The following is a 20,382-nucleotide window of genomic DNA, read 5'->3' on the forward strand; positions in this document are numbered from 1 at the left end:
TGTTACGGAGATGGCAATGATTTCCTTGCTCAGAAAGTTCACCATTTTGCAGCGGCTGATCCTGATGTTGGCACTGGCTGCCGTCGGTACTGTGTGTTTTGCCGCCTTCAATATCAAAGAACAGTACAACAACCTTGAAACCCAGAAATGGTTGCAAAACGATGGCCAGCTGGACACGGCGCTGTCGCTGATTGATGCCCATCATGCCCAGGTGCAGCGGGGCGATATCAAACTGGACGATGCCAAGCGTGAAGTGGCTGAGCTGTTAAGCCTCGCCCACTACGGCAATGGTGGCTACTTTCTGGTGGTGGATACCGACGGTACTGTGCTGGCAGCCGGCGGTCAGTCTCACCTTCAGGGCCAGAGGCTTACCGACAAAGCACTGCTTAAGCTGGCAAATCAGGCCCGCCTGTCAGGCAAAGCTACAGCCAAACTGGAAGCCATCAATCCGGATACCCGCAAGCAGGGTGAGCAGCTTGCCGAGGCCCGGGTTTACAGCCCCTGGCAATGGGCAGTTATCACCGGCGCTTTTGTTACCGACATCAATGAAGCCATGGAAACTGCCATCTGGCACACCCTTATCATCATGATGCTGATTTCCACGCCGCTGTTTGCCCTGTTCATGGCGCTGAATCATTCAATTACCTCGCCATTGGAACGTGCCATTAAGGCCATGGAAGACATCGCCGACGGCGATGGTGATCTGGGTGCCCGCCTCGATACCCGCGGCAACGACGAAGTGGCGCGCCTTGCGGCCGCTTTTAACCGCTTTGCCGAAAAAATCGGTCTCCTAATCAAAGACATCAAGCCGATGGGCGCCGAACTGTCAGAAGATGCCAGCGCCCTCACCCATGCGGTGGCCACCGCCAATCAAAGTGGCGAGCGCATTCACCGCGAAACCGAAAGCGTGGCCGCCGCCATTCATGAAATGCTGGCCACCAGCCATGAAATGGCCCAAAACACCCAGCAGGCCGCCGATTCGGCCTCCAAGGTGCAGTTGCAGGCCGAAGACAGCCAAAGCCTGATGAGCCAAACCGTGCATCAAACCGAGGTGCTGGTTGACAAGTTAAAGGCCGCCGAGCAAACCACGGTGCGCCTCAGCGCTGCATCCGGGCAGATTGGCAGCATTCTGGATGTCATTCGCTCCATTGCCGAACAAACCAACCTGCTGGCGCTGAACGCAGCCATTGAAGCGGCCCGCGCCGGTGCCCATGGCCGCGGCTTTGCGGTAGTAGCCGATGAAGTACGGGCGCTCGCCAACCGCACCCAGGACTCTACCAACGAGATCCAGAAAATCATCTCAGAAATCCAAACCGGCATCGGTGAAGTCACCCAATCCAACAGCGCCAATCAGGAACTGTCGGTTACTCTGCAAGGCCGAGCCCGTCAGGCAGGCGATGCCATGGATGCCATTTTGTCGCTGATAGCCCATATCAACGACATGAACACCCAGCTTGCCAGTGCCACCGAAGAGCAGTCGCTGGTGACCGAAGAGATAAACCGCAACATCAGCAATATCTCCGAGCAAATGCAGCTGTCGGTACAAAGCAGTGACAGCAACAGCCGCGCCGCCGCATCGCTGCAATCCATCAGTGGCGCGCTGGCCAAGGCGCTGAGCCAGTTTAAAGTCTGACACCCAACACAAGCCGATGAGGGATCTTTCAGGTCCCTCTTTTTATGCGCAAATTTTGTGTTAGGCTAAGATTTCCAGCCACTCAACGGGACACAGCAGGAGATACTCAGTGCGCTTGACTCTGGCAGTTCATCCCGAGCTTTACACCATTCACAGCTTCAGCCCCGAGGCATCGCCCCCGGCTGAGGTTTTCTCCCAGGACATGTTTTTTATCGGTAAAACCCGGGAAGAATTGTCGGTGGTGGTGCCATCCCACATGGATCTTGACAGCCTCGAGTGCGAGCCCAACTGGATTTGCCTGGAAGTGCTGGGACCACTTGGCTTCTCCATGACCGGCATTTTGTCGCGCATTTCAGCGACCCTGGCTGACGTACAGATCAGCATTTTCGCCATTTCTACCTTTGATACCGATTACATCCTGGTGAAAAAGGAAAAACTGCCACAGGCGCTGGCGGCTCTTAAGAAAAACAGCTACCAAATCATCGAGTATCCCGAGCGCCAACCCTGAGCCAATCCCGAGTACCTTGCCTGCATCGCCGCCTTGGTGGACAATAGCCGCATTCTTTGCCGGACAATCAACGCCATGTACGAAAAAATCGTCACCATCACAGCCCCCCATGGGATCCATACTCGCCCTGCCGCCTTACTGGTCAAGGAAGCCAAGTCGTTTGGATGTGACGTGATAGTCGAGTGCAATGGCAAACAGGCCAGTGCCAAAAGCCTGTTCAAGCTGCAAACCCTCGGCTTATATCAGGGGGTTAGCGTGCGGGTTTTCGCCCAGGGCCCCGAAGCCGAAGAAGCGGTGGAAAAGGTCTCGGCGCTGCTGGTTACCTTAAGCTAAGGGGCGGGAGGAGTTATGCAGGTTAACGGAATAGCCATCAAACCCGGTGTTACCTTTGGGGAAGCGCTGCATCTCAATCACGGCCACAAGCCGCTGGATTATCGGATGCTGCCCATCAAGCGGGTGCCGCAGCAGGTAAAGCGGCTCGATGACGGGCTGGCGCGCCTGAAAGAGCAGCTGCAAACCAGCCTCGATACCCTCTCTCCCGACAGTGAAGCCCATGCTCTGGTCGAAGCCGATCTCCTGTATCTGGATGACCCGGATCTTCGCGATCATATTGTCGATACCATCACCCAGCTGCAATTTTCCGCCTGTGTCTCCATCGAGCGTGTATTTGCCCACCAGGCAAGTGAGCTGGAGGCCATGGACGATCCTTACCTTGCCCAGCGCGCCGAAGATGTACGCTGTTTGGGTAAGCGCCTTATTCAATCGGTGTTTGGCAAAATCGGCGCCGAGCCCGGCAAACTCACAGTAGCTACCATTCTGCTCGCCGAAGATATCACCCCCGCTGAATTTGCCACCTTGCCGCTTGAGAATGTGGCCGGCATAGTGCTCAAGTCCGGCGGCCTGACCAGCCATACCGCCATTTTGGCCCGGGCAGCCGGAGTGCCAGCGCTGCTGAGCACCCCTTACAGCGAGCTTGGCATTGTTAATGGTGACGCCCTGGTAATCGATGGTGACAGTGGCACCTTATTTAAAAACCCCGCCAGCGAAGTACGCGCTGAACTTGAGCTGCGCGCCGCCCAGAGCGCTGCTGCCCGGGAGAAGCTAAACGCCTTTCGCGACCGTCCGGCCATGACGTCTGATGGCCATGAGGTCAGCCTGCTCGCCAACGTTGGTAATCTCAATGACATAGTGCAAGTGGCAGGCCTTGGCGCCGATGGTATTGGCTTGCTGCGCACCGAATTTATGCTGATGCACAGCGACACCCTGCCAGACGAGCGCACTCAATATCAGCTTTATTGCGATGCTCTGCATGCCCTCGAAGGCCGGGTGCTGACCATCCGCACCCTGGACGTGGGCGCCGACAAAGAACTGCCCTGCCTGTGCCAGGCAAAAGAAGACAACCCGGCGCTGGGAATGCGTGGCATTCGCTACACCCTCGCCAATCCGGCGCTGCTGAAAACCCAGCTGAGGGCGGTGCTAAGAGCCGCCAATCATGGCCATATCCGGCTGATGTTCCCCATGGTGACCCAGGTGGAGGAGCTCGATGCAGTCATGGCGCTGATAGAAGACTGCAAACGCGAGTTAGACAACGAAGAAAAGGGTTTTGGCGATCTTAGTCTCGGCATAGTGGTCGAGACCCCGGCGGCAGTACTTAACCTGCCTGCCATGCTGCCGCTGCTGGATTTTGTCAGCATTGGCACCAACGATTTAACCCAGTACGCCATGGCCGCCGACCGCGGCAATCCGTGCCTTGCCAAGGACTATCCGGCGCTGTCTCCGGCGGTACTCAGGCTTATCAGCATGACCCTGCAAAGCGCCCGCAGTCAGGATGTCAAAGTGTCACTGTGCGGTGAAATGGGCAGCGATCCCAAGCTGGTGCCACTGCTGCTGGGGCTCGGGTTTGATGAAATCAGCGTCAACGTCGGCGCTCTGCTTGAAATCAAAGCGGCTATTTGCGGTCAGGATTTTAAGCGCTGCACCCAGCTTGCCGGTCAGGCACTGATGGCCGACCGATTATCTGAGTTGGTGTCCTGTATAAGTGGCTATAAATAAGCTAAATGTTTCAGTATGATGTCATATCCGCTGCCACAAAGAGCAGCCATTGAATTAAGGGGCAAGCAGTCATGGGATTTTTCAGCCGAATTCGGCGACTGATTTCCGGGGCGCCAACCATCGAAGGTGGCATTGCCATCCATGCGCCTGTGTCCGGCGAGATCTACCCCATTGAAAAGGTGCCCGATGTGGTGTTTGCCGAGAAGATTGTCGGCGATGGCATCGCTATCGATCCCGAAGGCGATACCATTCTCGCCCCCATCGACGGCACTATCGGTAAAATTTTTGAGACCAACCACGCCTTCAGTATCGAGTCGCCCCAGGGCCTTGAGCTGTTTGTGCACTTTGGCGTGGGCACGGTGGAACTGCGCGGCAATGGCTTTCGACGTCTCGCCGAAGAAGGCCAGCAGGTCAAAGCCGGCGATCCTGTGCTGGCGTTCGATCTTGAGTACCTCAAAGGCCAGGTCGACAGTCTGCTGACCCCGGTGGTGCTGGCCAACATGGAAGATATTAAGTTTCTGGAGAAATCCCAGGGCCGGGTCGAAGCCGGAAAAGACATCATTTTTACCGTCGAAATTTGAAATTCCTTCAAGGGGCCGCCGGACACTTGAGGCCTTATGGCCCAAATGCCACAATGCGGCCCTTTCCTGTTATTAAGCGGAGTTCCCACTGTGACACTCTTTGGCATTAAAAACTGCGATACCGTAAAGAAGGCCCGCAAATGGCTCGAAGCCAATGGCCATGCCGTTCCTTTCCATGATTTTCGTGTCGATGGTCTGGCTGCTGAGCAGCTGAACGACTGGGTTGAGCGCATCGGTTTCGAGCCGCTGCTCAATAAAAAATCCACCAGTTTCCGCGCCCTGACCGACGAGCAAAAGCAGGACATAGACACCGCCAAGGCCGTTGCGCTGATGCTGGAATACCCGACTCTTATTAAACGCCCTGTGCTGGTCAAAGGCGATGCGGTGTACACCGGCTTTAACGACAAGCTGTACAGCGAGGTATTCGGCCAATGAGCCATGAGAACCACAGTGACGTGATTGAACTGACCCGCGAGCTGATTTCACGCCCGTCGGTGACGCCCCTCGATGAAGGCTGTCAGGAGCTAATGGCAAAACGCCTTGCCGCCATTGGCTTTAGCATTGAGCCCATGGTATTTGAAGATACCACTAACCTCTGGGCCCGCCGCGGCACCGAAGGCCCGCTGTTCTGCTTTGCCGGTCATACCGATGTGGTGCCGGTTGGCGATATGAACCGCTGGCACACGCCGCCTTTCGACCCTGTGGTGATTGACGGTTATATCCATGGCCGCGGCGCCGCCGACATGAAAGGCTCCCTCGCCGCCATGGTGGTGGCCGCCGAGCGCTTTGTGGCCGAGCATCCAGATCACCCGGGCTCCATCGCGTTTCTTATCACTTCCGATGAAGAAGGCCCCTTTATCAATGGCACTGTGCGGGTGGTAGACACCCTCGAAGCCCGCAACGAGAAAATCACCTGGGCCTTGGTGGGCGAGCCATCAAGCACCCATCAGCTTGGCGATGTGGTGAAAAATGGCCGTCGCGGCAGCCTTACCGGTAACCTCACTGTCAAGGGCATTCAGGGCCACGTCGCCTATCCGCATCTGGCAGATAACCCGGTGCACAAGGCCGCGCCGGCGCTGGCCGAACTTGCCCGCATCGAGTGGGACAAGGGCAATGAGTTCTTCCCGCCCACCAGTTTTCAGATTGCCAATATCAATGCAGGCACAGGCGCGTCCAACGTGATCCCGGGTGAGCTTAAGGTGATGTTTAACTTCCGTTACTCCACTGAAGTCACCGCAGAAATCCTGATCTCCCGGGTGCTTGGCATTCTTGATGCCCATGGCCTCGATTACGATATCGACTGGGTTTTCAATGGCCTGCCGTTTTTGACCGGCGATGGGCCGCTGCTGGAAGCCACCCGCGAAGCCATCTTCGAAGTAACAGGCATTCACACAGATCCGCAAACCACCGGCGGCACCTCCGATGGCCGCTTTATCGCCCCCACAGGCGCCCAGGTGATTGAACTTGGGCCGGTGAACGCCACCATTCACAAGGTGAACGAGTGTGTGAAAGCCAGCGATCTTGAGCTGCTGACCAGCTGTTATCAGCGTATTCTGGAAAAGCTGCTGTGCCGGTAGCCAGTCTCGGCGCCAGCGCCTCGCTTTATGGCATCAGCCAGCCTCAGCTGGTCAATGCCGATGGCTTTTTGATGCGTCCGGGCACCGCCCGGGCTTATCTTGCCATGAAAGATGCCGCTGCCGCCGACGGTTTGCAACTGGCCATCACCTCTGCGTATCGTGATTTTTCCCGCCAGCTTGCCATCTGGAATGGCAAGGCAGAAGGCAAGCGGCCGCTGTTTGATGCCAGTGGGCAGGCGGTTGATATCAAGGGCCTTGGCGATGATGAGATAGTCAGCACCATTTTGATCTGGTCGGCGCTGCCGGGCTGCTCCCGTCACCATCTGGGTACCGATTTGGATCTGTACGATGCAGCCCATATCAGCCGTGATGACCTTAAGCTTGATACCGCCGAATATGCTGCAGGTGGCCCCTGCCATGCCCTTGCCTGCTGGCTCGACAGCAACGCTGCCCGCTTTGGTTTTTTCCTGCCGTATCAGCAAGGCAAAAGTGGCGTCTCACCTGAGCCATGGCACTTAAGCTTTGCCCCCGAAGCCGAGCCTCTGATAGCAGGTTTTGATACGGCTGAACTTGGCCGTCATCTTAAGTCCCAGCCGCTGGCGCTCAAGGCCGCTGTGCTTGCACGCCTCGATGAGCTGGTTGACCGTTATGTCCGTTTTTATGCCACACCCTCTTTTACTCTGGATGATGTTTTATGACTTCCTTTGATGCCTTCAGGCACAGTTTTCAACTTCCCGACACCCACTTAAGTTACCTGGACATGGGCCAGGGCCCGGTGCTGCTGCTTGGCCACAGCTACCTGTGGGATAGCCTGATGTGGCAAGAGCAACTTGAGGTGCTTGCGAAACACTATCGGGTGATTGCGGTTGACCTGCACGGCCATGGCGAGTCCGGCTCAGTGCCGCCGCGGGTGAACAGCCTGCGCATTGTCGCCGATGACATGCTGGCGCTGATGGACAGCCTTGAAGTCAGCGAGTTTTCGGTTGTTGGTCTTAGTGTCGGCGGCATGTGGGGCGCAGAGCTGGTACTCAAGGCACCTGCCCGGGTGCAGACACTGGTGATGATGGACAGCTTTATCGGCTTCGAGCCGGAAGTTACCCGCGCCAAATATTACGGCATGCTCGATGTGATTAAAGCCGCCGGCAGCATTCCTGCGCCCATGATTGATGCGATTGTGCCGCTGTTTTTCTCAAACAGCCCCGATGAGCGTCTGACCAGTGCCTTTGCCGCCAAGCTTGCAACCCTTGCAGGCGAGCGCATCGCCGATATCGAGCGCATGGGCCGACTCGTGTTTGGCCGCCGCGATACCATGGATGATGTCGAGCAACTAACTCTGCCGGTACTGGTGATGGTGGGTGTGGAAGATAAGGCCCGCAGCGTGCTGGAAAGCTATCTGATGCACGACGCCATCGACGGCAGCAAGCTGGTACATATCCCCGCTGCAGGGCACATCTCCTGCCTCGAGCAAAGCGCCTTTGTTAACGAGGCGCTGCTCGCCTTTTTAAGTGAGCACCTGCGCTGATTTCGCCTTAGTTCGGTTATCAGGGGCCTTAGGGCCCTTTTTTGTTGCCAAAAGGTGAATTTTGCGACTTATCAACTAGCTTTAAACTGTCTTTCCCCTCAAAAGGACTAAGAGCCATGAGAAAAAGTACAGTCGCAGCGACCATTGCCGCCTTGCTTGCCTCTCCCGGGGTGTGGGCGGAAATCCAAATCAATGGCTTCGCTTCCATAGTGGCTGGCAGCAGCCTTGATGATGATAAATCCCTTTACGGTTACGACAGCGAAATCGACTTCAATCAAAACACCAAGTTTGCCATTCAGGTAGCGGCAGATCTGGGCGGTGGGCTCAGGGCAACAGCGCAGCTGCTCTCCCGTGGCCGTAACGACTATGATGTTGATTTTGAATGGGCCTATCTGTCTTACGACATCACCGACAACCTGATGCTGATGGCCGGCAGGCAACGCTTTAACCTCTACAAATACTCTGACTACATCGATGTAGGCTATGCCTATCACTGGATAATGCCGCCCCAGGGGGTGTATTCCTTGCCCTTCAGCAGCGGTGAAGGTGTGGGCCTGGTGTATTCCACCCTGTGGGGCGATACCGATGTTGGCATCACCTACAAGTACATCACCTCTTCCATCGACGACTATGTACCATCCGGCACCAATGTCGCCCCGGCGCCCTACTCCGCCAAGGGCCATATTGTGAACCTGAACTTCACCACCGGTGACTTCGAATACGGCCTGAATCTTGGGTACGTGGCTGAGCTGAGCTATGAATACCCGGATCTGATTGCGCTGGCGGCGGCTGTTGACGCCACAGGGCTGTTTCCGGCCGGTACCGGCGATGAGATTTTGCCAATAGATGACTCAGCATCCATTATCGGTGTGCATGCCAAGTACGACCCGGGCAGCTGGTTTATTCTCGCCGAATACACCAGCATCGACCTTGACCCCAGTGCCTTTGCACTGCAGGACTCGGCGTTTGTCTCGGGCGGTGTTCGCTTTGATTCCATCACGCTGCACGCCACCTATGGCTGGGATGAAAATAAACCTCAGTACGATGCCTATGACGCCATGCTGCCTGTCTACAACGCCATGCCGGCGCCGGTTCAGGCACAGCTGGCACCACTGATGGCAGGCACCAGGATGGCACTCGAAACCCAGCAGCAGGACAGCTACTACTACACCCTCGGCATGCGTTGGGATTTCCACCCTTCCGCCGCCTTCAAGCTGGAATACACCGACTTCACCAATGACAAGGGCCCAGCCTCCGATGGGCAATTGCTGTTGATGGGCGTGGATCTGGTCTTTTAAGGAGCAGCCTGATGAAAAAGCTAACCTCTTTGCTGAAACAAGGCCTTATCACACTGGGCCTGTTGGCACTGGCACCTGCGGCCATGGCAGAAGTGGCCGTGGTGGTACATCCCAGCAATGCAATTTCAATGGATAACGGCGATATTTCCCGCATTTACCTTGGCAAGCTCAAAACCTTTCCCGGCGGTGGCCCCGTAGTGCCGCTGGATTTGAAAGAAGGCAGCGCCACCCGCAGCGCCTTTGTCGACAAGGTGCTTGGCAAGTCGGAAAGTCAGCTCAAGGCCTATTGGTCAAAGCTGGTGTTTTCCGGCCAGGGCCAACCACCCAAAACGGTCGAAGATGCAGAAATGCTCAGTCTGGTGGCCGCCAACCCCAATATGATTGGCTTTGTGGATGCCGCCAACGTCAATGACTCGGTGAAAGTCATCGCCAGGTTCTGAGGCGTGCTCCGTGGATAAAAAACAGGCGCCACTACGGGCCTGTTTTTTTATTGAATTATCAGTATTTTCGTCCAGATCACAGCTTTTTAAGATGGATTGACCAGCCAGGGGAATATTTCCTGATACACTAGCGCCGTATTTCGCCAAATTACGACAACAAGATGAAACTACTCAAACCCTTGTTCGACAATAACCGTCGATGGGCACAGCGCATCCTGCAGGAAAATCCAGGCTTTTTCGAAACTCTGGCCAAGCAGCAAAACCCTGAATACCTGTGGATTGGCTGCTCCGATAGCCGGGTTCCTTCCAATCAAATCATCGACTTGCTGCCGGGCGAAGTCTTTGTGCACCGCAATATTGCCAACATGGTGATCCATACCGATCTTAACTGTCTATCGGTGCTGCAGTACGCCGTGGATGTACTGCAGGTAAAGCACATTATGGTAGTGGGCCACTACGGCTGCGGCGGCGTACGTGCGGCCATGGGCAGCGCCCGCCTTGGGCTTATCGACAACTGGCTGGGTCACCTTCGCGACATTCATCGCCTGCATAATGAAGAGCTTGCCAACCTCGATGAAAAGGCACGCTTCGACCGCCTGTGTGAGCTCAATGTGATTGAGCAGGTGGCCAATGTCAGCGCCACCAACATAGTGCAGGAAGCCTGGTCGCGGGGTCAGGAACTGGCGATACACGGTTGGATCTATGGCATCGACAACGGCCTGCTCACCGACCTTGATGTCACCGCCGATCGTAACGCATTTATGGCTCAGCAAAGCTGATGCGCCTTCGCTGCGCGACACCATGTTGCAATCAGGCAGTCAAGTGACTGCCTTTTTAATTTTTTTCGCGCCCCCTTATCGCTATCAAGTTGCCAACCCAGTTATAATCTTTGGGTTTTTCATCGCGCCCTTGGCGCCATGCACAGAATTTTAGGAGAATCACTTCCATGCCCGGTTTTGAAATTTTTGGTCCTGAGGAAAAGCAGGAAGTCGCAGATGTCATGGAGAACGGCTTTACCTTCCGTTATAACTTTGACGGCATGCGCAATGGCCGCTGGAAGAGCCGCGAATTTGAAGCGCTGCTGTGTGAAAAGATTGGCGTAAAACACGCCCACCTGCTGTCCAGCGGTACCTCTGCCCTGACCACCGCCCTGATGGCTGCCGGCATTGGCGCCGGTGACGAAGTGATTGTGCCTCCGTTTACCTTTGTGGCCTCAGTTGAAGCCATCATGATGGCAGGCGCCGTACCTGTATTTGCCGAAATCGACGAGACCCTGTGTCTGTCACCCGAAGGCATCCGCGCGGCCATCACCCCACGCACCAAAGCGGTGAACTTTGTGCATATGTGTGGCTCCATGGGCCACATGGATGAAATCAAAGCCATTTGTGACGAGCACGGAATTGTGCTTATGGAAGATGCCTGCCAGGCCATTGGCGGCAGCTACAAAGGCAAAGGCCTGGGCACTATCGGTCAGGTAGGCTGTTTCTCTTTCGACTCAGTGAAAACCATTTCCTGTGGCGAAGGCGGAGCCGTTATCACCAACGACGAAACCATCTATAACCACAGCCACATGTTCTCTGACCACGGTCACGACCACATTGGCAACGATCGCGGCGCCGAGAAGCACCCTATTATGGGTCTGAACTTCCGTATCAGCGAAATGAACGCCGCCCTGGGTCTGGCACAGCTGCGTAAGCTCGACACCATCCTCGACATTCAGCGTAAAAACAAAAAGCTGATTAAAGATGCCATGGCAGAAATCCCGGAAGTAAGCTTCCGCGTGATCCCCGATGTTGAAGGCGACAACGCTGGCTTCCTGTCCTTTATGCTGCCCACCGAAGCGCGCACCCAGGAAATCAACAAGGCCCTGGCCGCCAACGGCGTCGATGGCTGCTTCTACTGGTACGTGAATAACTGGCACTACCTGAAGAACTGGGATCACATTCAGAATCTGACTGCACCAGCCGCGCTGCCGATCACACTGGTGGCCGACAAGCCTGACTACACTCAGGTTTCTGTGCCAAAATCCGATGCAATCATGAGCCGCACCATTTCCATGCTCATCAAGCTCAGCTGGACTGAAGAGCAGATCCAGGAGCGTATTGCCAACATCAAGAAGGCATTTGCCCAATAATAGACGGGAGTCTTTTGCATGAAATTCAGAAATTTCAAAGCTGTACCTAAGATGATCTTCGGTCGCGGCGCCTTTAACCAGCTGGACGAAGTGCTGGCTGCCGAGCGCAAGAGCGACGATGATTTCGTGGTATTTCTGGTTGACGATGTACACCAGGGCAAGCCACTGGAAGGCCGCATTCCTGCCAAGGCCCACGACAAAATCATTTGGGTTAACGTAGACGAAGAGCCTTCTACCGAACAGGTTGATGCCCTGACCGAAGAAGTTCAGGCCTTCAACAGCAAGCTGCCGGTAAGCGTGGTGGGTCTGGGTGGCGGTTCCACCATGGATCTGGCTAAGGCCGTGTCTTTGATGCTGACCAACCCAGGTGGCTCTGCCGTGTACCAGGGCTGGGATCTTATCAAGGTAGCTGCCGTGCATCACATTGGTATTCCTACCATTTCCGGTACCGGCGCCGAAGCCTCACGTACTGCGGTACTCTGTGGCCCTGAGCGTAAGCTGGGTCTGAACTCTGACTTCACTGTATTCGACCAGATCATCATGGATCCTGAGCTGATTGCCGGCGTGCCTGTTGATCAGTGGTTCTACACGGGTATGGACTGCTACATCCACTGCATCGAGTCACTGGAAGGTACCTTCCTGAACGAATACTCCAAGGCCTTTGGTGAGAAATCACTGGAACTGTGCCGCGAAGTGTATCTGGATGACCACCCAGAGAAAGACGACAAGCTGATGATGGCTTCTTACATGGGCGGTATGTCTATCGCTTACAGCCAAGTGGGTGCCTGTCACGCCCTGTCTTATGGTCTGGGTTATGTACTGGGCTACCACCACGGTATCGGTAACTGTATCGCCTTCAACGTGCTGGAAGAATTCTACCCAGCCGGTGTGGCCGAGTTCCGTACCATGATGGAAAAGCACAACATCACCCTGCCAAAGGACATCTGTAAAGATCTGCCTGACGAAACTATCGCCCGCATGGTGAAAGTGGCCAAGAGCCTCGGTCCGCTGTGGCACAACGTCTATGGCGACGGCTGGGAAGAGAAAGTCACCGACGAGATGCTGACCAAGCTGTATCGCCGCATCTAGTTTTGTGTAGCCGGGCTCCTGCGGGAGCCCTGTTTCTTTGTGCTAAGGATTTATCCATGAACGTGACCCTGCTTATTCCGGCCCGCTACGGCTCCAGCCGTTTTCCCGGAAAGCCTCTGGCCCCCATCAATGGCAAACCCATGATCCAACACGTCTACGAGCGTGCCGGACTTGCCAAGGGCCTCAGCGCCATTTACGTGGCCACGGACGATGAACGCATCAAGGATGCCGTTGAAGCCTTCGGCGGCAAGGTGGTGATGACCGGCGCCGACGCCGCATCCGGCACCGACCGTATCGAAGACGCCATCACCCAACTGGGTCTGGCCGATGATGATTTGGTGATTAACCTCCAAGGGGATCAGCCCCTTATCGACCCTATCTCCATCGAGCAGATCATCGAGCTGTTTGCCCGTCACCCCGGTGAGTTCGAAATGGCCACTCTGGGTTATCAGATCAGCGACAAAGCTGAGCTTGACGATCCCAAGCACGTGAAGATGGTGTTCGATAACGATATGAACGCCCTTTACTTCTCCCGTGCCCGCATTCCCTTTGGCCGCGACGTGAGCGAGTATCCGGTGTACAAGCACCTGGGCGTATACGCTTACACCCGCCGTTTTGTGCACACTTTCAATAGCCTGCCGCTGGGGCGTCTTGAAGATCTCGAGAAGCTAGAGCAGCTGCGCGCGCTGGAATATGGCCATAAAATCAAGGTTGCCATCAGTGCCTTCGACTCACCGGAAGTGGATACCCCAGAGGATATCCGCCGCTGTGAGAACCGCCTGAAGGTAGACTGATGAACGCCTCCTCTATGTCTACCCTTGAAGTGGTGCTGATTATCGCCCTGGTGATTGGGGTGATTTTCTCGAACCTGGCCGTGCTCAAGTACAGCGCCAGGTTCAAGATGCCTCAGTTTGGCGATCCCAACAAAAAGGCCGATAGTACAGCTGATCAGCAGCAAGACGCTGACAAGGCTAACGTGGCTGCGGATCCCGAACTCAGTGAAGATCAATCCGAAGCTGGCGAAAAAGATGAGTCCAAAAAATAGGCTCAAAAGATAAGCTAAAAAGCGACCCCGGTGACAAACAGGAATAAAAAACGCCCCACAAGGGGCGTTTTTTTCATGAAAACTGCCAACAAACCTATCACTAATCAGAAGAGCTTTTCGAGTCCACAATCCATACATAAAAAGCATATAGGTTGGAAATAGATAGAAAACAAAATAGCGCCCAATACCAGTAGGGATCTTCATTCGCATAGATCCCACCACTACGGCCGGGAAAATGCCCCGTATACAAGGCATAAATCAACATCACTGATAAACCCACAGCAGAGGCTCTTGCGGTCTTTGCGTTAAGCCTTTGCTCAGGTGGTGACTTTTGACGAAACTTATCATCGAATCCCTGAACATTAGCCTTTATCAGACTCTGGATCTCTTGATACTCTTCAGGATATTGATCTTCATCGATTTCCTGTCTGGCGCGCATCAAGTCTGTTAGGCTATAAGCGGAATAGTCTGTCTTCTTGTTATCCATTAGCGCGATCCTCAGTGTAAGGCCGTTAAAAAAACAAGCCCTTTCTGAGCCCAGTAATATGCACCAGTCCAATGCCCAAACAAATGAGGGAGCTCACCAACCAAAAGCGAATGCCAAGACTGGTGAGATACGGTGCATCCAGTATGCCCGCGCCAAGTAACCCAGCCAGCACCAAGCCATACAGCCCACGCAGGGTATAGACGGCAGCAATAAGATAAAGCGCCAGGCGGGTAAACGGCAGCTTGCGAATAACACCCGCTCCGGCAAGGGCGAATAGTCCCCACAGACTCAGCACGGCCGCAATAAACAACGTCAGATAAGTGGCATAAGGATCCCCCGCCCTTGCCATCTGCGCCATCTGCTCACCCGCGCCCATGGCCCGGTACCAGTCTTCACCGCCGGCAATGGTTGCCAGGTGCAGTAGCGCCGCACCAAAACTCAACATGGCTGCCCACACCAGGGCTGGGTTTTTATATCGTTTCCCGGCCAACGGCCGGGCGATTTCATTTGCGGCAACCACAGTCATTCCTCTGCAATTTTGATAATGCTTCCAAGGCTAAATCGGTTCACCAAGCGTTAGCCAAAGACCATCAGTCCGTGAGTAAAAAACCAAGCTCAGCACAGGCCTTGCCGGGTACGATTTCTGTAATCTCATAGCGGGCCAGTTTTTCCCGAAAGAATGGGTCTTCGACCAGAATACAATCCAGCATGTCGCGGCTATCCACATTGGCCAGGATCACCCCGCCGGTACGTGGCGCCTTGCGTCCGGACAACAGAAAATGCCCTTTTGCATAGTGCTCATCCAAAAAAGCGATGTGCTCAGGAATATAGGCATCCACCTTGGTAAGCGGTACCAGATAGTGAAGCGATACAATAAACATCCCAATCCCTTTCAAATGACATTCAACGAGCTTCAAACGATACTCATGCAAAACTGGCGACTCTGGCGACTCAACCTGAGCCAATCAATCACTGGCCCTGAACGGCAATTACCACACTGCCTTTTTTGCGGCGGCTGTCTACCCGCCGATGGGCCGATGCAATATCCGCCAACGAATACACACTGTCGATAACCGGCACCAGCTTTCCAGATCCCAACAAGGTGTTTAGCAGTTGCAGATCCGCCGCCGATTCAGTCGCAACCCCGGCAATCAGCCTTGGGTTTATTACCGCCCACAGGTTGCCCATAAGCCCGGTATTCAGCTGAATAAGCTTGCCGGTTGAACCAAGAAGTTGTGCGCAGCTTTTAGGCGTAAGATTGCCGACAGCATCCAGAATAAAATCAATCGGATAAAGCTTTTCTGGGTCTAACAGAGGGGTGTTTTTTGAAGATGCTGTATCGTAGTTCAGCACTTCATCGGCCCCCAGCGCGCGCACCAGTTCAGTATTGGCGCTGCTGCACACGCCGCATATCCAGGCACCTGCGGCTTTGGCCAGCTGGATAGCAGACGTGCCTACAGCGCCAGAAGCTCCGTTAATCAGCAGCCGTTGCCCTGGGCGCAGACTGGCTTTGTGCCGCAGAAACTGGATTGCGGTAAGACCACCGAAGATGGCGGCCACCGCCTGCTGATGACTGAGGTTGGCCGGTGTCTGGCAGATAACGGCATTTTCATCAATACACAGATACTCGGCGTGGGCACCAAGCGCCATGCCCGCAGTACCAAACACCTGCTCACCGACCCGAAAGCGGCTGACACCACGACCAACTTCAGCCACCTCACCGGCAAACTCCATGCCGGGCGTGCGCCGTCTGGGTTTGGTTAACCCAAAGGCAAGCCGGGTTGCCAGCCCAAAACCCGGCGCCACATCCATGGCCCTGAGTCTGGCATCTCCTGCGGTTACCGTAGCGGCATGTACCTTTATCAGCACTTGCCGTGCGCCTGGGCGCGGCGGCGCGATATCACCAAGGGTAAGCACCTCGGGGCCGCCATAGCCCTGCCAACAAACCGCTTTCATATGCCCACACTCCTTGTCATGAGACTCTTGCCAGTGCTTGGACTGTTACTGTTTGGACTGTTACTGTTTGGACTGTCACTGTTTGGACAGTCAGTGTTTTGACCAGCTACTCCCTGCCCGGCTCGTACCTTTCATATCGTGGCAGCCCGGCATCAAGATCTTCCCAACTGGCCTTGTACGTTACAAAATTATGGGACATTGGCCGCTCATTAATATCGCTGTCGAGCGCCCCTAATCTCAGCCGGTAACGACCCGGTTTAGCCGTATTTTTACTGTAAATGGGCGCGCCGCAGCGTTTGCAGCAATACTTGCGTTTACCCGCTGCACTCTAATAAAAGGTTAAGCTAGCCTCTGCGTCGGTCACCTCAAAATCTGCAGCGTCGATAAAGCCGTTGGTTGCATAGGCAGAACCACTTGCTTTGCGGCACAAAGCGCAGTGGCAATGAATAATCTCACCTATTCTGCCTTTCAATACAAAGCTGAGCGAGCCGCAAAGACAACTCCCTTTGTACATAGCTACATCCTTTATCTTTTTGTTTTTGAGCTAGTTTACATCCAGAAAGTCACCAGCGAGTTCAAGTGTCAGCGCCGCTGCCGCTATTTGCCTGCAGCCAGCTGCATTCTGGCCACACCACAAAGGGGAAAAATCATCTCGCCCACGGGGCTCGGCGGCGGCCCTGAGCTGCCCCATCTCAATAGAGGCGAAGGGGAATTCCGGCGCGTCGTCAATCATGTACCCAAGCTCGTTCATGGCGCGATTGACAATGCCACGGGCCGGTTTTCCTGAAAACAGATTGGTCAGCGCCGTATGAGCCGCCCGCCCCGATTGAATTGCCTGACGATGCAAGGCTGAGGTCCTTGCCTCATCGCACAGCATATAGGCGGTTCCCACCTGCACCGCAGCAGCGCCAAGTTCCATCGCGGCCTTAACTGAGCGACTATCACAAATGCCGCCTGCGGCAATTACAGGCACGCTTACCTTACTCACGATTTGCGGCAGCAAAGCAAACAGCCCCATTTGGGTACTGATATCCTTTGATAGGAACATGCCCCTGTGGCCACCGGCCTCCAGCCCCTGAGCGATAATGGCATCGGCGCCCTGTGCTTCCAGCCAAAGGGCTTCGTCCACTGTGGTGGCAGTGGACACTACTTTAGTGCCCCAGCCCTTCACCCGTGCCAGTAACGATTTTTCCGGCAGGCCAAAATGAAAACTGATAAAGGGCGGCACAAATGGCTCTATGGCATCAGCAATCTCATGACTGAACGGCACCCTGCTGGCCCCACCAGCACTTGGGGCAATCTTAAGCTCACTGAAGTACGGTTTCAGTCTGCTGCGCCACAGCTGCTGGCGAGCCTCATCAAACGCCAGGCTTTGATGACAAAAGAAGTTAAGGTTGTAGGGCTTGTTGGTTTGCCGTGCTATTTGCTGAATTTCTTCGACAATCTTGGCTGTGCTCAACATGCCACAAGGCAGCGAGCCCAGGCCGCCAACCTCGCTGACTGCAATCGCAAGGGCACTGTCCTGCACGCCGGCCATCGGCGCCTGAATGATAGGCAACTGTGTGCCCAATAACGCTTTAAAATCCATTTGTTTGCGTATCCCTTTAAAAATGCCCAAAAACGCCTGGGTTTAACAACCGGAGTTTAGGTTTAAGACGTTAAGTATTGTGATTAAGTATTGTGATTAAGTATTGTGATTAAGTCCTGGAAATAAGCCTGGCAGCAAAGTGTGCTGGCCCCGGAGCCACACACCCGCTAAGTCACCCTTATCTTCAAAATGCGTTAATCAGCACAGGCATCATTATCAACACCATTATCCAGCGACCAATACAGCAACCCGGATCCGTCACTCTGAACACCAATCTGAGCGCTGCTCTGACCGCTCTAATAAGCAAGCTGACCGCGCACTGAACGTTAATTAGTGGCTTGGCTGACTGCCGCAAACGCAAGGAAGGCTTCGGCAGTCACGTCAGGGGATTCGACCATCGGCAAATGACCCACATTTGCGAGGATATTCACTGTTGCCTGCGGCACTATGCCCTTTAGCACAGCAGCGCCCGACACATGCAATAGTCTGTCTTTATCGCCCCAGGTGATCAGCACCGGGCCTGTGTAATGCGTTAACACTGTATCGAGTGGTGCATCTGGATGAGGTTTGCCTTGTCTCATCCTATGAATTTGTTCAAAAATTTTGCTGTTCAGTTCGACACTCTCAACCGCCTTGGCGGACAGGAAGCTGACGATAGGTGAAGGGATGAAGGGTGCTTCGACAAACAAAGCATCGAGCAAGGCTGAAAACTCGGCGTTGGTTCGGGGTAAAACAACAGGAGCTGCGCCATGTTGAGTGGCGGTAAACATTTCGCTGGCCTCAGCACCCTCTACACCCAAAGGGCTGATAAGCCATAGATCTTTAACGGTTTCAGGGTACTTCGCAGCGAAGTTCCCGGCAATATATCCGCCCATGGAACTACCGGCGAGACTAAACTTATCCAAACCTAAGGCATCGGTTATCCGCTTAAGCCTTGCCACCTGCGAGCCAACATCATAATCAAGGCTTATGTCCTTGCTACTGTTGCCAAAACCCGGCAAGTCAATCGCAATCACATCAAAATTATCGACCAGATAACGCGCGATACGGCTCCAATTGTCCTTATCAGCGCCGAAACCGTGCAGCAGCACAAGTGTCGGGCCACTGCCGCCGCGAAGATACTCAATTTTCAGTTCATCAACATTGAGCCGATTCACCTCAAGATGGGCGATGCTTCGCTCAGTCGCGATCAGGTATTGATACAAGGTTGAAACTGGCGTGATGGCATACAGCATAGCCACTGTAGCAATTAACCCTAGTAATCCCAAAGGCAGATACTTTTTCACGCGCGAAATCCCGTTAATTCTTGTCAGTAACTTGCTATTGAACAGCCAAAAGGCAGCTATCGGACATCTGCTATACCCACTTTATTGTGCATGCCTGGTCGTCACTATTAACGCTTGGCACGAATCTCGGGAAAAGGTCAGCGCAGGGAAAGCTGCCCAAGGTGGCGTTAATCGCGTGCATGCGGAAGCTCTTGGTTACACTCAATACCATGATGAAAAACGGAACTCGCTGGGGCGAAAAATCACCTGAATTGGCGTAATAAACATTGACGGAATGCCACAGTCACTTGTTAGGGCTTATATACCTTCCAGGTGTTGCCGACACGAATAAATCCTACCTCTGCAACAATGTGAGACCAATTATTCTCTGGGTTATATACAATGCTATGTATTTTCGCCAAGCTTTCTTCATCTTCAGAACCCGTGATCAATAATAAACCTCTAGTTGGAGCATAAACCACAATGTCCCCGTTTACTGGGATTTGTTCTTTTGTCCAAACTCCATCAAACAGAAGAAATGATGCCTCATACATACCATCGGCAACCAACATTGATAAACGTGATGTATCTCCTTCTAGATGAATATTCGGAATAGACTTTTTTAAATTGCCCTTTGCTAGTTCTCTTAGCTCATCACGTTTCACCCCAGTTTCGAGAAGATCTTCCTCCGTCATAAACCTAATTGCCTTGGGTGTATCAAACGCATATACAACATATAAAACATCATTTAGCTTTTCGTAAACAAGCCCTTTCTTGCCTGAGTCTTTAAACATATCTTCTATTTGTTGGATGTACACATTGTCTTTTATAACGGGAAATATATATTCCTTCCCAAATTTATTATTTTCTAAATCATCTGATAGATTTAAGGAGCTAGCATAATTCTGGATGATGATTTCAATATCTTTTGGAGAGTTTAGATAATCTTTGTACGCATTATCTAAAAAAGCAGTCAATTCTTTACCATTGGGCATGGTTATTTTGACTTCTAGTTCACCTCTGATCTCTGCCTTTGCACCGGAATGTAACTCCACTACAACTGATGAGTATTTTTTTGAAAATTCGGTTTTATTGAAAAAGTCTATGGAATAAGATGACGATATACAGCTTAGAAATATTACAGCTGACAAAAACAATTTTTTCATAATACTTAACTTCCTAATTTCACAATAAGCCCTAGACATAA

At 53.7% G+C, this 20,382-nt stretch carries 23 protein-coding genes and 2 pseudogenes; 17 read left to right on the top strand and 8 right to left on the bottom strand.

The features are described from left to right. Positions 1-16 precede the first annotated feature (16 nt). The 16 genes from MJ923_RS20410 (at position 17) to MJ923_RS20485 (ending at position 13,879) form a co-directional block, all read left to right on the top strand. Positions 17-1,633, top strand: coding sequence for a methyl-accepting chemotaxis protein (locus MJ923_RS20410; RefSeq protein WP_240592635.1), 1,617 nt, complete (start codon positions 17-19; stop codon positions 1,631-1,633). Positions 1,634-1,742: 109 nt separating this feature from the next. After that, positions 1,743-2,141, top strand: coding sequence for an ACT domain-containing protein (locus MJ923_RS20415; RefSeq protein ID WP_240592636.1), 399 nt, complete (start codon positions 1,743-1,745; stop codon positions 2,139-2,141). 75 nt (positions 2,142-2,216) lie between these two features. Further along, positions 2,217-2,474 carry an HPr family phosphocarrier protein gene (locus MJ923_RS20420; RefSeq protein ID WP_126166815.1) on the top strand — a complete coding sequence of 86 codons (258 nt, stop codon included), beginning with the start codon at positions 2,217-2,219 and terminating at the stop codon, positions 2,472-2,474. Positions 2,475-2,489: 15 nt separating this feature from the next. Further along, positions 2,490-4,193 (top strand): phosphoenolpyruvate--protein phosphotransferase, encoded by a 1,704-nt coding sequence (ptsP, locus tag MJ923_RS20425; protein ID WP_240592637.1) that lies wholly within the window; start codon positions 2,490-2,492, stop codon positions 4,191-4,193. Positions 4,194-4,264: 71 nt separating this feature from the next. Next, positions 4,265-4,774 (top strand): PTS glucose transporter subunit IIA, encoded by a 510-nt coding sequence (crr, locus tag MJ923_RS20430; protein ID WP_126166813.1) that lies wholly within the window; start codon positions 4,265-4,267, stop codon positions 4,772-4,774. A gap of 90 nt (positions 4,775-4,864) precedes the next feature. Next, positions 4,865-5,209, top strand: coding sequence for an ArsC family reductase (locus MJ923_RS20435; RefSeq protein WP_240592638.1), 345 nt, complete (start codon positions 4,865-4,867; stop codon positions 5,207-5,209). After that, complete coding sequence (gene dapE / locus MJ923_RS20440; protein ID WP_240592639.1) at positions 5,206-6,351, top strand: succinyl-diaminopimelate desuccinylase; 1,146 nt, start codon at positions 5,206-5,208, stop codon at positions 6,349-6,351. Before MJ923_RS20435 ends, dapE begins: the two co-directional genes overlap by 4 nt. Next, the gene (locus MJ923_RS20445; protein WP_240592640.1) at positions 6,342-7,049 is read left to right on the top strand and encodes a M15 family metallopeptidase; all 708 of its coding nucleotides are present in this window, start codon (positions 6,342-6,344) and stop codon (positions 7,047-7,049) included. The genes dapE and MJ923_RS20445 overlap by 10 nt, the downstream gene beginning before the upstream one ends. Further along, entirely contained in the window at positions 7,046-7,873 is an 828-nt protein-coding gene (locus tag MJ923_RS20450; RefSeq protein WP_240592641.1) for an alpha/beta fold hydrolase, read from the top strand. Before MJ923_RS20445 ends, MJ923_RS20450 begins: the two co-directional genes overlap by 4 nt. A gap of 116 nt (positions 7,874-7,989) precedes the next feature. Further along, complete coding sequence (locus MJ923_RS20455) at positions 7,990-9,171, top strand: porin family protein (protein WP_240592642.1); 1,182 nt, start codon at positions 7,990-7,992, stop codon at positions 9,169-9,171. Positions 9,172-9,182: 11 nt separating this feature from the next. After that, positions 9,183-9,611 carry a type 2 periplasmic-binding domain-containing protein gene (locus MJ923_RS20460; protein WP_240592643.1) on the top strand — a complete coding sequence of 143 codons (429 nt, stop codon included), beginning with the start codon at positions 9,183-9,185 and terminating at the stop codon, positions 9,609-9,611. 161 nt (positions 9,612-9,772) lie between these two features. Then, the gene (gene can, locus MJ923_RS20465) at positions 9,773-10,390 is read left to right on the top strand and encodes a carbonate dehydratase (RefSeq protein WP_240592644.1); all 618 of its coding nucleotides are present in this window, start codon (positions 9,773-9,775) and stop codon (positions 10,388-10,390) included. Positions 10,391-10,557: 167 nt separating this feature from the next. Further along, entirely contained in the window at positions 10,558-11,745 is a 1,188-nt protein-coding gene (gene kdnA / locus MJ923_RS20470; protein WP_240592645.1) for an 8-amino-3,8-dideoxy-alpha-D-manno-octulosonate transaminase KdnA, read from the top strand. 18 nt (positions 11,746-11,763) lie between these two features. Next, positions 11,764-12,834 (top strand): 3-deoxy-alpha-D-manno-octulosonate 8-oxidase KdnB, encoded by a 1,071-nt coding sequence (kdnB, locus tag MJ923_RS20475; RefSeq protein ID WP_240592646.1) that lies wholly within the window; start codon positions 11,764-11,766, stop codon positions 12,832-12,834. A 56-nt stretch (positions 12,835-12,890) separates the two neighbouring features. Beyond that, the gene (gene kdsB / locus MJ923_RS20480) at positions 12,891-13,628 is read left to right on the top strand and encodes an 8-amino-3,8-dideoxy-manno-octulosonate cytidylyltransferase KdsB (protein ID WP_126166804.1); all 738 of its coding nucleotides are present in this window, start codon (positions 12,891-12,893) and stop codon (positions 13,626-13,628) included. 14 nt (positions 13,629-13,642) lie between these two features. Then, the gene (locus tag MJ923_RS20485) at positions 13,643-13,879 is read left to right on the top strand and encodes a DUF2897 family protein (protein ID WP_240592665.1); all 237 of its coding nucleotides are present in this window, start codon (positions 13,643-13,645) and stop codon (positions 13,877-13,879) included. Between the two features lie 100 nt (positions 13,880-13,979). Here the strand turns inward: MJ923_RS20485 and MJ923_RS20490 are convergent, their stop codons facing one another. The 7 genes and pseudogenes from MJ923_RS20490 to MJ923_RS20520 form a co-directional block, all read right to left on the bottom strand. Further along, a complete protein-coding gene (locus MJ923_RS20490) occupies positions 13,980-14,366 on the bottom strand; it encodes a hypothetical protein (protein WP_240592647.1) in 387 nt (128 codons plus the stop codon). 25 nt (positions 14,367-14,391) lie between these two features. Beyond that, complete coding sequence (locus MJ923_RS20495; protein ID WP_240592648.1) at positions 14,392-14,886, bottom strand: hypothetical protein; 495 nt, start codon at positions 14,884-14,886, stop codon at positions 14,392-14,394. A gap of 70 nt (positions 14,887-14,956) precedes the next feature. Further along, the gene (locus MJ923_RS20500; RefSeq protein WP_240592649.1) at positions 14,957-15,247 is read right to left on the bottom strand and encodes a YciI family protein; all 291 of its coding nucleotides are present in this window, start codon (positions 15,245-15,247) and stop codon (positions 14,957-14,959) included. A gap of 88 nt (positions 15,248-15,335) precedes the next feature. Further along, positions 15,336-16,322 (bottom strand): NAD(P)-dependent alcohol dehydrogenase, encoded by a 987-nt coding sequence (locus MJ923_RS20505; protein WP_240592650.1) that lies wholly within the window; start codon positions 16,320-16,322, stop codon positions 15,336-15,338. A gap of 106 nt (positions 16,323-16,428) precedes the next feature. After that, positions 16,429-16,836: pseudogene (locus tag MJ923_RS20510) on the bottom strand (GFA family protein). Between the two features lie 30 nt (positions 16,837-16,866). Next, positions 16,867-17,910: an NAD(P)H-dependent flavin oxidoreductase gene (locus MJ923_RS20515; protein WP_240592651.1), complete on the bottom strand. Its 1,044-nt coding sequence runs from the start codon at positions 17,908-17,910 to the stop codon at positions 16,867-16,869. Between the two features lie 326 nt (positions 17,911-18,236). Further along, positions 18,237-19,196: an alpha/beta fold hydrolase gene (locus MJ923_RS20520; protein WP_240592652.1), complete on the bottom strand. Its 960-nt coding sequence runs from the start codon at positions 19,194-19,196 to the stop codon at positions 18,237-18,239. Positions 19,197-19,336: 140 nt separating this feature from the next. Here MJ923_RS20520 and MJ923_RS20525 point away from each other — a divergent pair. Continuing rightward, positions 19,337-19,456, top strand: a pseudogene (locus tag MJ923_RS20525) (IS110 family transposase); the annotation flags it as partial. Between the two features lie 30 nt (positions 19,457-19,486). Here the strand turns inward: MJ923_RS20525 and MJ923_RS20530 are convergent. Continuing rightward, on the bottom strand, positions 19,487-20,341 hold the full coding sequence (locus MJ923_RS20530) for a DUF1444 family protein (protein WP_240592653.1): 855 nt from the start codon (positions 20,339-20,341) through the stop codon (positions 19,487-19,489). Between the last annotated feature and the right edge of the window lie 41 nt (positions 20,342-20,382).

Source organism: Shewanella zhuhaiensis (genome assembly GCF_022484835.1).
Taxonomy (GTDB): Bacteria; Pseudomonadota; Gammaproteobacteria; order Enterobacterales; family Shewanellaceae; genus Shewanella; species Shewanella khirikhana.